Source organism: Candidatus Pseudomonas auctus, assembly GCF_048654275.1.
GTDB classification, from domain to species: Bacteria; Pseudomonadota; Gammaproteobacteria; order Pseudomonadales; family Pseudomonadaceae; genus Aquipseudomonas; species Aquipseudomonas pharyngis.
On the sequence record NZ_JBJYZK010000013.1, the window covers coordinates 167898 to 180140 of the forward strand.

6 protein-coding genes are annotated in these 12243 nt (G+C 58.6%); 4 read left to right on the top strand and 2 right to left on the bottom strand.

The genetic code is table 11. From position 1 onward, the window contains the following. Positions 1 to 96: 96 nt before the first annotated feature. Complete coding sequence (locus ACKUG4_RS22230; RefSeq protein ID WP_007958397.1) at positions 97 to 531, bottom strand: MarR family transcriptional regulator; 435 nt, start codon at positions 529 to 531, stop codon at positions 97 to 99. 134 nt (positions 532 to 665) lie between these two features. Then, positions 666 to 2795 carry a DNA helicase RecQ gene (gene recQ, locus ACKUG4_RS22235; protein WP_007958398.1) on the bottom strand — a complete coding sequence of 710 codons (2130 nt, stop codon included), beginning with the start codon at positions 2793 to 2795 and terminating at the stop codon, positions 666 to 668. 277 nt (positions 2796 to 3072) lie between these two features. Between recQ and ACKUG4_RS22240 the strand changes: the two genes are divergently transcribed. The 4 genes from ACKUG4_RS22240 to ACKUG4_RS22255 all read left to right on the top strand — a co-directional run. After that, a complete protein-coding gene (locus ACKUG4_RS22240; protein WP_064594261.1) occupies positions 3073 to 3660 on the top strand; it encodes a UPF0149 family protein in 588 nt (195 codons plus the stop codon). 10 nt (positions 3661 to 3670) lie between these two features. Then, positions 3671 to 4066, top strand: a complete 396-nt coding sequence (locus ACKUG4_RS22245) for a YbaN family protein (protein ID WP_445434841.1) — start codon at positions 3671 to 3673, stop codon at positions 4064 to 4066. Between the two features lie 229 nt (positions 4067 to 4295). Next, positions 4296 to 9101 (top strand): immunoglobulin-like domain-containing protein, encoded by a 4806-nt coding sequence (locus tag ACKUG4_RS22250; RefSeq protein ID WP_445434842.1) that lies wholly within the window; start codon positions 4296 to 4298, stop codon positions 9099 to 9101. 231 nt (positions 9102 to 9332) lie between these two features. Next, on the top strand, positions 9333 to 12243 hold a 2911-nt coding region (locus ACKUG4_RS22255; RefSeq protein ID WP_445434843.1), incomplete at its 3' end, for an Ig-like domain-containing protein.

Consider the following 12243-nt stretch of genomic DNA (forward strand, 5'->3'; position numbering starts at 1 on the left):
TATGCGTTCGCACATCCGGTACGAACACGATATTGCCCAGTAGTTCTTATAGTCTGCCCAGCGCGTTCTCTCAAAAAAACGGCACGCGGTTGTGCCTCAAGACTTTTCCAGATTGGCAAGAATGTGCCCGTGAACCCGCATGCAGACCTTCAAATCCGCTTCGTCGACGCCTTCGAACAATTCCTTGCGCAGTTGCGTGGCGATGGTTTCGATCTGTTCGATCAGCGGCAAGGCCGGTGAGCACAGCACGATTTTTTTCGCCCGGCGGTCTTCCATCACGGACTGGCGTTGCACCAGACCCTGGCTTTCCAGGCTGTCGAGCAGACGGGCCAGGGTCGGCCCTTCGACGCCGACGCTTTGCGCCAGCTCCCGCTGGGTCGGCGCCTCTTCGAAGCGCGCCAGATGCAGCAGCACCAGCCAGCGCGCCTGGGACAAGCCCAGGCCGGCCAGCCGGCGATCCAGTTCGGCACGCCAGCCACGGGACATCTGGGCCAATTGCATGCCAAAACGGTGTTGATCGGTTAACGGCATAAAACACTCATGATCAGACTGAAGAAATAGAGAAAAACTAATTATTAGTCAGCTAAGCATGACATTTGCCTATAGGCAAGAGGCGTCCTGTACTGAATCGTTACATCGGTATAGCGGTTGGCACAAACGCCCTCTCACATTTCAAACTCGGATTGCAGCGCAGCCCGTACGCAATACAGCACACCTTCAGGCACGCGCCCGGCAAACAGCTCGGCCACTTCGGCGACCGACGGCAACTCGCCTTCGCCGTCAAGGAACGCATCCTGGACTTCGCCCATCAGGTCTTCCGGCAAATCCAGCGCCTGTTCCAGCGACAGCTGCTGCTTGCCGATGGCCTCGGCGAGCATGGTGTAGACGTTCTTTTCCGAGCACTGCAATTGACCGGAGATCTGCAACGGCGTCATGCCGGCGCGGGCCAGGGTGATCAGTTCGTGGCGCACGTCGGCCACGACTTTCGGCGCCTCGGCCTCGCCGCCGAGCACTTCGAGGAAGGCCTCGCCGTAGCGCTCCAGCTTGCGCGCGCCGACGCCGCTGACCCGGGCCATGTCCGCCAGCGAGGTCGGCTGGCTGCGGAGCATTTCCAGCAGGGTCGAGTCGGGGAAGATGACGTACGGCGGCACGCCGTGTTCTTCCGCCAGCTTGCGCCGCAGGGCGCGCAACGCTTCCCACTGTTCCCGTTCTTCGCCGCGCACCAGTTGGCTGGCCGGGCTCTTGCTGCCGCTCTTGGCGGAGACTTGCGGCTTGAGGTCGCGGCGCAGCTCCAGGCTCACTTCACCCTTGAGCAGCGGCCGGCACGTGTCGCTCAGACGCAGCCCGCCGTAACCTTCGTGATCGACATCGGCCAGGCCGCGAGCAACCAGTTGACGGAACAGCGAGCGCCATTCGCTCTCGCTCAGCGCCTTGCCGACACCGTACACCGACAGATGCTGATGACCGAAGCTGCGGACCTTTTCGTTGTCCTTGCCCAGCAGCACGTCCACCAGATGGCCGACGCCATAACGCTGGCCGGTGCGATAGATCGCCGACAGCGCCTGACGCGCAGGCTCGGTGGCGTCCCAGGTCTGCACGCCGTCGGTGCAGTTGTCGCAGTGGCCGCACGGCTCCGGCATGTCTTCATCGAAGTAGGCCAGCAGCGCCTGACGGCGGCAGCGGGTTTCTTCGCAGAGCGAGAGCATGGCGTCGAGCTTGTGCTGCTCCAGACGCTTGTGGCGCTCGTCGCCCTCGGAGTTCTGCAGCATCTGCTTGAGCATCACCACGTCTTGCAGGCCGTAGGCCATCCACGCGTCCGCCGGCAGACCGTCACGACCGCCACGTCCGGTTTCCTGGTAATAGGCTTCAAGGGATTTCGGCAGGTCGAGGTGAGCAACGAAGCGCACGTTGGGTTTATCGATGCCCATGCCGAACGCCACGGTGGCGACCATGATCAGGCCTTCCTCGTTGAGGAAGCGCTTCTGGTGATAGGCGCGCAGATCGTTGGGCAGACCGGCGTGATACGGCAGTGCCGGGAAGCCCTGCTCGGTGAGAAACGCGGCCACCTCCTCCACTTTCTTGCGCGACAGGCAGTAGACGATGCCGGCGTCACTGCGCCGCTCGGCAAGGAACGCCAGCAACTGCTTGCGCGGCTGCTCCTTGGGCACGATGCGGTAGAAGATGTTCGGCCGGTCGAAGCTCGAGAGGAAACGTTCGGCATTCTGCAGGTGCAGGCGGGTGACGATTTCTTCGCGGGTGCGCTTGTCGGCGGTGGCGGTCAGGGCGATGCGCGGCACGTCGGGGAACATTTCCGCCAACTGCCCCAGTTGCAGGTATTCCGGGCGGAAGTCATGGCCCCATTGCGATACGCAGTGCGCTTCGTCGATGGCGAACAGGGCGATGTTCAAGCCTTGCAGGAACGACAGCATGCGCGGCTGCACCAGCCGCTCCGGCGCCAGATAGAGCATCTTCACTTCGCCGCGCTTGATCCGGTTGGCGAGGTCGCGCTGTTGCTCGGCGCTCAGCGTGGAGTTCAACGCGGCGGCGGCCACGCCCAGCTCTTCGAGGGTGGCGACCTGATCGTCCATCAAAGCGATCAGCGGCGAAACCACCACCGCCAGGCCGTCGCGCAGCAGCGCCGGCACCTGGAAGCACAGGGATTTACCGCCGCCGGTCGGCATCAGGACAAGGGCATCACCGCCACTGGCCACGCGCTCAATGATTGCACCCTGACGGCCACGGAAACTGTCGTAGCCGAAGATGTCCTTGAGGACGCGTTGAGCCTGTTCGAGCATAAAAACTCCAAAAATCCACTGAAACATCCCTGCACAGGCTGGTTCAAGACAGCCGAGGCTGCTTTAAACAAAACGTAAGCGCGCATTGCATCGCGCCGTACACAATCAGCCGCGACACCGGCAGGGATCGCAAAGCGCGGCAGTATACCCGAGCCCTTCCCGGCAAAGGGCACCGCCGATAAGAAGCTTGTGCGGGCAAATCTGCCGTGCGGCTGGCTTGAGGGCTCAAGAAGGCCTAGAATTCCCGCATTGTTTATTCCCCCAAGGTAGCCCTTTAATGTCCTTCGCCGAGCAACTAACCCGCCTGCAAGTCTTCCTTGACGCCGACGAGCTGCATGAAGAGGCGCTGGACTACGTGGCCGCTCACGGTTACCTGACTGCGCTGTCGATCTGCGCCGACGTGGTGCCGGAGCGTGAATGGATCGACGCCCTGTTCGCCGAAGAGCCGCATTACAGCAGCGAAGCGCAGCGTGAAGAGATCGAAGCCACGCTGATCGGCCTCAAGGCCCACATCGCCCGCCAACTGGCGTCGGACGAAGAGTTCGAGCTGCCATGCGAGCTGGACCTGGGCGACGACCCGGACGATTCCGAACTGCGCGGCTGGTGCATCGGCTTCATGGAAGGCGTGTTCCTGCGCGAAGCGGCCTGGTTCGAAACCGCCGAAGAAGAAGTCAGCGAAATGCTCCTGCCGATCATGGTCGGTTCGGGCCTGTTCGACGAACAGCCTGAGTTCGAAGACATCGCCAAGGACGCCAACCTGATGGACGACATGATCGTGCAGATCCCGGAAGCCCTGACCGCGCTGTACCTGCTGTGCCAGGCACCCGACGAAAAACCGGCGATCCTCAAGCCTCGTCACCACTAAGATCCGGCCTATGGACAATCCCATAGGCAACCGCCCCCTGATGTTGCGCTACATCCTGCTGGCCATCGGCTGGCTGAGCGTGGCATTGGGGGTGATCGGGATTTTCCTGCCTGTTCTCCCCACCACCCCCTTCCTCCTGCTGGCAGCCGCCTGCTTCGCCCGCAGCTCTCCGCGTTTCTATCAATGGCTGGTCGAGCATCCCCGGCTCGGGCCATGGATCCGCGATTACCTGGATGGCAACGGCATTCCGCTCAAGGGCAAGGTCTATGCGATCGGGCTGATGTGGGTGAGCATTCTGTTCTCGTGCTACCTGGTGCCGCTGCCTTGGGCGCGGGGGTTCATGCTGACCAGCGCGGTGCTGGTGACGGTTTATATCTTGCGGCAGAAAACGTTGTCCAAACCCTGATCTCACCCTGCCATCAAGCTTTTCAAAGCAACGAACCGTTCATCGGAAACGCTTGCCGACCTGTTATTTCTGACAGTCGACAATTCCCTCGCTTCACGCCTTAAATCACTCCAGCCCCCGATCCACAGCTCGAACGTCCAGATGTGCGTTCATGCCCGGTAATCCCGTAACCGCCGGCAAGCCAGAAGCCCTTGACGCCACTGGCGTACCCCTTCGGATGGAGTTGATCATGTTCACTTTTCGCCGATCCTTGTTCCCGAGTCGTAATGAGCTGCTCGCCCCGTTATCGGGTCTGTTCCCGCCCTACTTCGCCGACATGGTCATCCCGGTGCCAAGTGCCGATGGAGGGATCAACAGAATTGCATACGAAGCGTTCGATGCTGGGTTGTTTGCCCTTATCGACCCTTATCCGAACATGGCAATCGATGATTTTCTCGAAGTATTCCTGAATGACAAAAAGGTCGGCGAACTCAAGGTCAAGGATGAGCACCTCAATCAGCGGTGGTTCTTCTTCGTACCGACGGTCGGGCTTGTACCGGGCCTCTTCACCTGCCACTACGTATTGACCCGGGCAGGCGAGACCGTACCCGACGACCCATCGGCCACATTGACGCTGTTGCTGGAAATCGACGACCCGGCCGGTGACGACAAGCGCCCCTTCGAACCTTGGCACTCGGAGCTGAAAAAGGTCGGGCTACCGCAGGATGTCATCGACAACGGCGTGACCAAAGAGTGGGCCGACAAAGGCGTGCCGATGACCATCACGCGTTATCCGAATATCGCGGTTGGCGACATCATCCTCGCAATGTGGGGCAGTGTATTTCTACTACCCCACGAGCTGACACAGGCAGAAGTGGAAGGCACCGCCGAAATCATCGTCATGGCCAGGCCGGAAGATATCCTGACGGCTGGCGACAGCGCCGCAATGAAGATCCAATATGACGTTTGCGATCTGGTTTACAACTGGAGTGTGAAGTGGTCAGAGGCGACTTCCGTGCCAGTTGATGCCGGGGTATCACGCCTCGATGCGCTCATCATCAAGGAAGCGGATGACGGGAGGATCATTCTTGCAGACCTGGACGCCAACCCTGTCACCCTGCAGATCCTGATCAAAGCCGACGACGTCTTCACAGCCGGTGACACTCTCCTGATCACAGTGGTCGGCACGCCGATTCCCGGCAGACCGCCCCGGACGTTTACCGTTGAAGCCATCGTCCGCAACCCGACGTACATTCATGAAATCCCGGTTGCCTACGAGTTCGTGAAACTCTTCGCCCAGGGCACCCTCGACGCTTCCTATGCGTTGCGTAAACAGGATGGCAGCCCAACGCTTTATTCCAAGCGTACGTTTGCCACGGTGATCGGTAATCCGTCGCTGCTGCCGGCACCGACGATCAGAGAGGTAGTCGGGAACATTTTGCCCGCCTTGATACAAGCGGCATCGGTGGTAATCAGATATTCAGGCATCGCAAATGGCGATGTCCTGACGCTGATCTGGTTAGGTAAAAAATCCAACGACGATGACTATCTGCATGAAGAAGAGCATACCGTGTCGGGCGAAGAGCAGAAGGCCGGCGAGGTGACGATCTACGTCATGGGCGAGCACGTCAAAGCCTTGGAAAACGGCAGTCTCAAACTTAAGTACCGGGTATTCAACGAAGCTACCGGCCACTACGGCACCAGCGAGTCCGAGTTTCTGCGGGTCAACGTGGGATCATGGCAGGCAACGCTTCCGGCACCCAAAGTTGAAGAGGCTCCGGATGACATTCTCGACCCCTCGCAAACTGACAAGCTGGTTCATGTGCGGGTCTTGCCAGTGAACTGGGTCAAGGGCGATACGCTCACCTTCCACTGGATCGGAATCAACCTTTACGGCAGTACATCCGGCAGCGTGCCGATCACGTTGGCGACAGTTGGCCAACCGGTACGATTCCGGGTGGACAAACAATATGTCTCGGCCAACATTGGCTACTACGTGACCGTCATCTACACATTGCTGCACGCTGCCACCGGAAAATACAGCTATTCAGCACCTCTTGAGGTGCTGGTCGGCATTCCTCTGGGCAGGCTGTTGCCACCTACGGTCGTACAGGCCCCTGGCGGTATTCTGAACCCAATGGATGGCCGCAACGGCGTGGACATCGATTGCAGCTACGCGACCATGGACGCCCTGCTCGACAACCTCGGATTGAAATGGCGGGGCTCGCCAGGCGCCGGGACTTCGGAAGACCTGGAGAAACCTGCCGAGGCCACCGGCACCGTGAGATTCCACCTGTCGCGCTCCTTTGTTGGAGCCAACATCAACCGTGAGGTAGCGGTCAATTACGACGTCCAACGCTATGGCTTATGGACCCCCTCGGAAATCCTTCCGCTGAAGGTTCTCAACTTCCAGAATCCAGAAACGGAACTGCCGCGGCCCGAGGTTCCAGAAGCGAAGTCAGGCGAGTTGCTGGTAATGGAGCTCACCGCGAACGCGAGGGTTCTGGTCAAGGCATGGCCTTTCATTGCGCTCAAGCAGTTGGTCTGGCTATATATCGAAGGGCAGGCCAGCACGGGCGACTATCGAATCGATCTGCTCACCGCACATGAAGTGAACTCAACACAGCTCACACAAGGGTTGAATGAAACCCTGCTCAAAACGGAATTGCTGAAGCTGCTGCACGGCTCCAACGCCACCGTGGTTTGCAAGGTCATTTTCGATAACAGCACGGATGAAGATGCCGCCATCGTTCTCCCGAAACTGCCGCTGGTCATCCGCCAGCACTACGAGTACGTCACGCCCGTCATCACCATCGTGAAAACGGCATTGGGTACGGTCATTCCTGAGGCAGGTCAGACCTACGACAAGCGTTTGACGATCGAAGGGACAGCCACTCGGGCCGAGAAAGTCGATGTTCAAATCAATGGTGTACCCAAAGGTATGCCAACGGTGGATGCCAGCAGCGAATGGACACTGACGGTGGATTTGATTGAGGGTTTGCACCGGGTAGAGGCAATTGCCCAATACGACGCCGATGACAAGGTCAGCGATCCGCGTACCTTTACAATTGCAGTCGCTACGAAGCCAAGCATTACAGCCGTTACGGACGCCAGCGGCCCGGTTGATGACAACGACACAACCTATTTTACTGAGGTCACGGTATCGGTTCATGCGGATAGCGGCCAGACTGTGCAGCTTTACGAGGGTGCCACGGCGATTGGAAGCCCAATAACACTCGGCAACAATGGTGAAGGAAGTACAAAGCTGCAGAATCTGAATACAAAGACTTACCCGATCAAAGCCAAGGCAACTTATGGCGATCAGCTTGAGTCTGCTGTCCGGACATTTAAAGTAGCGGAAGCTACAGCTCCAGTCATATCCGAGGTTCGCGACTCAAATGGTGCTATCCAAAACAATGGCACGACATTTGATTCGCGTGTAACCATCATTGGCACTGCCATTCCCAACCAGCGGATACAGATCTACGACGGCACGACGCCAATCGCACCCGACACACTCGTCGACGACAAAGGGATATGGACCAAGACGCTGACCAACCTAAATCCCGCCGGGTACCGTATCCTGGCAAAGGGACTGTACGGAGCTCAGCCAGAATCCGGGGTACGAGTCTTCACCGTACTGGAAGCGTTGGCTCCTATCATTTCCTTGATCAACGATTCAAAGGGAGAAATCCTTCCCAACGGCACGACGTTCGACACCACCGTGACGGTTACGGGTACCGCGAGCGTAAATCAGCGAGTGCAAATCTACGATGACACAACGGCTATCACTCCCGATACACCGGTAGATGGCACGGGCGAATGGACAAAAACACTGACTGGCCTGAGAACCACTACTCATAAAATCAAGGCCAAGGCTTTGTACGGTACGCAACCGGAATCTGAAGTTCGAAATTTTACTGTGGCTGTTTCTACTACCCCTCGTATCGTTTCTGTAACCGATGCCAAAGGTTCCGTTGGCAACAATGGCACCACATACTCAAACGAAGTCACCGTAACAGTCAGTGCAGACAGCAATCAGCGTGTGCAGCTTTACAACGGTGCAGCGCCCATCGGTTCGCCGATAACACTGGGCAGTAATGGCAGCGCCAGCATTCGACTTTCCAGCCTCAGTCAGAGCACTTATGTCCTAAAAGCCAAAGCACTTTATGGAAATCAGCTTGAGTCACCTGCCCACTCATTTACAGTCAGGGCCCACCTCACCACCACCCTCACTTCGATCCGGCATTCAGGCGGGGAGCTGGGTAATGGCGGCAAAACAACAGACACTTCGGTAACCGTGACCGGGGCGGCAACGCCGTTGTACAGCGTGCAGATTTTTCTCAACAACGTGGGGGGGCAAACCGTGCCTGTCAACGGGAGCGGTGTCTGGTCACTCTGCCTCGGCATTCATCTGGGCTCGAACACGGTTTACGCGAGATCGGTTGCCAACAATCAACAGACCGAGTCGCGCAGCTTTACCAGGGAGAATCCGCTAGCGCCGTTGAACTTCAATACCAACCCGGTCACGTTGGGTGGCAAGACCTATATCATTCCGGGCAGCCCCAATGTTCTTCCCGCGTTCAATTCGGGTAACTCGGTGCGACATCAAGCCTCCGGTGGCCGCCCAGGCTACACCTATACCTCCAGTATTGAAGGTGTAGCGGTGGTAGATACAACAGGGCTTGTCACCGTGCGTGGCCGGGGAACAACCACCATCACTGCCACAGATGCAGCCTACCAATCCAAGAGTTACACCGTGACGGTGACGAACGTGATCCAATGTTTCGGCTATGGGAATGCAACCTGGACGCAAGCCAACTCAAGCGTCGCGTCGGCAGGTACGCGGATCCCGAGCATGGCGGAGCTATACGAAATACATGCGGCCTTCGGGAATCGATGGCCCATGGGAAACCATCATTACTGGTCAACCGATCCCAGCAACTTTTGGTGGCCCCTGCCGGCCAGAAAAACTTTTTACCTTAATTCGGGAGGGGAAGGTGCAGCCAAGACACCACCCTGGAATGACTACTCCAACGTGGTCGGCATCAAATAAAAGGTTGAGTACCTGTCGAGAATGAAACGTTGTAGTTGATTCATCTCTGGAGACCGCCCCTACAAACTGCGCCAACTTGCGGAGGGAGGGGCGGTCTGCCAACACCTATCGCTTCCCTGTTTACCGCTCGTCTAAATCCCTCCTGTACCTGTCAGATCTGACAGTAGCCAAATTACCCGTTTGATCGCTCAATCACTCCACCGCCCACACCCTCCGGCAGGAGTTCCCGTCATGCTCGTCCAACCCAAAAAAGCCATCGGCACACTCGCCCTGCTCGACCCAGACATCCCCGGCGCCAAGCAGCTGCCGAGCGGAGAATGGGCCATCAACCGCGCCGCCGCACTGCTCAACTCTCCCACTCATGGTCTCAAGGTGCAGATCCCGGTCTGGTCGAACAAAGATCTGGCCGACAAGGTCGAGCTGCTGCTCAACAACCTCCCGGTCGACCATCAAATCGTTACCCAGGATGCCGAAAAGACCCAGCGCACCACCCTGTTCGTCGCACCGGGTCGTTTTCAGAGCGGCACGTGGGATCTGGCCTACCGGGTGACGCGCTACAACCAGGCGCCAGAGCCTTTTACGCCACCGCTCAAACTCAAGGTCAAACTGGAAATCCCCGCCGGCCAGGACACCGATCCCGGGCAGGGTCACTCCAACCTGCACATGGAGTTCAGGCCGTCGGAAATTGTCCAGGACGGTGTCGACAAGGACACCGCCGAAAAAGGCGTGGACGTTCTGGTCGTGGCCAAACCCGGCAGCGGCTCGAACCTGCCTTACCCCGAAATCGCCGTGGGCGACGTGAGCTGGGTAAGCTGGGGCGGCAAAAGGGTGCCGTCGGATCCGGTCACCCAGGAGCAGATCGACGACCCGCTGAACAACCCCATCATCATCCACATCAGCAAGGACGTCATCCTTGCAGCCAGCGACTCAGGGAGCGAAGGGCTGGCGGTGTCATTCTTCGTCAGAGACTTTGCAGACAACGACTCCGAGGACTGGTGCAAGGAAACGCGCATCGTCGTCGACACCGGCAACACGCGGCTGGATGCGCCGATTCTTGAGCAGGCCGACGGGAACGAACTCGACGTCGATCAGTTGGATAAAGAGCCATTGTTGCTCCAGGTCGTTGCAGCATCATCCGATGACTACAACAAGGGCGACACCATCATCATGCACTTGCAGGGCACCACCCTCGACGGCGAAAGCATCCAGGTCGATGCCCGCCAGACCATCAACAAAACACCACCGCTGGTGGTCGAGGTGCTGATGGACAACGACGGTGCCCGGGCATTGGCAAAAACCCAGAGTGTGTTTTTCTTCGACCTGGAACGTGACGGCAGCATTATTCAGCGCTCCAGAGGCCGCTTCATCAATATCATCGGCGAGCCCAAACGCCTGGCAGCGCCCAAAGTCGAAAGTGAGGTGGGAGGAGCGCTGAATCCAGACTTGCCGAACGTGATCGTCCGCATCCCCTACGATCCGCTGATCACCCCGGACAACGCCATTGAAATTCACTGGAGCATTGCCCTTGCGGATGGCACCGTTTTCGAGCCCGAGCTGGACTGGATCTCTCCGACCCAACAGGAGGCCGATGACCCCGAGGGCTTCATCGTCCCCATTTCAGGCCCCAAGTACCTGAAACCCGGCGAAGGCGGCACCCTGGTGGTGTCGTACGACGTGCTCAGCGAAGGCGAGAACGACGAGATCGTTCGCAGGCCTTCCCCGCCAGCCTCGCAATTGAACATCGGCGAGCCGAGGCTTGAGCTGGTTCCGGCCATCCTGCTCGGTGAAAAGGACGGTACGTTTGAACCCGAGGATCTGCCCAACGGCATCAGCAAAGTCACCTGCCCCAACCCCGTGAACAATCCGACCCTGCCCAAGGATGTGGTGCACTGGCAATTGTATGATGCCCAAGACAAGTTGCTGTTCAAGGACGACAAGACCCTCAACTCAATGAGTGCCGGCAAAGACGTGACATTCCTGCTCGATGCGGCGTTTGTACAGCAGCATTTTGAAGCCCATCGCGGTGAACAGTTGAGGGTCCGCTATCACATCGATCGGAATGCGACGGGCAAGCCCAGTTATTCGAATCCGTTGGAGTTCAGTGTTGGCGTGAAACTCGACCTGAAGCCCCCGAAGATCAAGGAGGCCCCCGATGACACTCGCCTGGACCCGATCGACGCCAGGGACACCCTGACCGTCGTGGTCGATTTCGAGGACATCAAGTTACAGGACAAAATCATTGCCACCTGGACCGGCACGCCGGGGGAAGGCTCACACACCGCGCCGGAAAAAACCGTCACCGTGCTCGGTCCGCAGGAGATTCCACTGGCCAACAGCGTGGTGGCCTTCAACCTGAACAAGTCGGTGAACGTGAGCTACACGGTCAAGCGCGGCAGCCAGGACCCGCAACCGTCGGACATCAGGTCTCTGATGGTGCTGGCGCTGACGCTGAATCTGTCGCACACACCGAAAATCCTCCAGGCGGCCAACAACGGCGAAGGGCCGGAGCTGGATCTGAACGCCATCAGCACCAACGCGCGCCTGCACAGCCTGAAATGGCCACTGATTGCCCTGGGGCAGTATGTGTGGCTACGGTTCAAAGGCACCAACGCCAATGGCCCTTATGATCGGGTCGTCTGGACAGCGCCCCACTCCAGGGTTATCGATCCGGCATGGATCAGCAGCCATTACGAAGAGGATGTCCTTGCGCCGGTTCTGGCCGAGCTCAAGAACCTCAAGCATGGTACTCCGCTAACGATTGAGTTCAAGGTTGCGTTCGGCGGCAGCCAGGACGAAAACGAAGCAGTGACCTTCCCGGTGCGCACCTACACCATCAAAGCCATCGAGGACAGCAAACCCGCGATCACCTTGGTCAAGGGCTCACCCAGCGGGGACGAGATTCCGCCGGACGGATTGACCGTGGAAACGGCCGTGACCCTGACGGGCACGGCCAGCAAGGGTCAGAAAGTGCAGATTCTGGATGGTGACGACGATAAAGGCGAAGCAACCGCAGACCCGGTCACCGGGGTCTGGAGCAAAACGGTCTCCGGGCTGGACATAACACCGCACAGCTTCACGGCCAAGGCGTTGTATGGTTCGGGGCAGGTCTCGGATCCGCGGACCTTCACCGTGACCGCTGCCA

Bases quoted from the DNA above. Each gene is read 5' to 3' on its own strand.
- ACKUG4_RS22250 (WP_445434842.1), top strand. From the start codon at position 4,296: ATGTTCACTTTTCGCCGATCCTTGTTCCCGAGTCGTAATGAGCTGCTC.
- ACKUG4_RS22245 (WP_445434841.1), top strand. From the start codon at position 3,671: ATGGACAATCCCATAGGCAACCGCCCCCTGATGTTGCGCTACATCCTG.
- recQ (WP_007958398.1), bottom strand. From the start codon at position 2,795: ATGCTCGAACAGGCTCAACGCGTCCTCAAGGACATCTTCGGCTACGAC.
- ACKUG4_RS22230 (WP_007958397.1), bottom strand. From the start codon at position 531: ATGCCGTTAACCGATCAACACCGTTTTGGCATGCAATTGGCCCAGATG.
- ACKUG4_RS22240 (WP_064594261.1), top strand. From the start codon at position 3,073: ATGTCCTTCGCCGAGCAACTAACCCGCCTGCAAGTCTTCCTTGACGCC.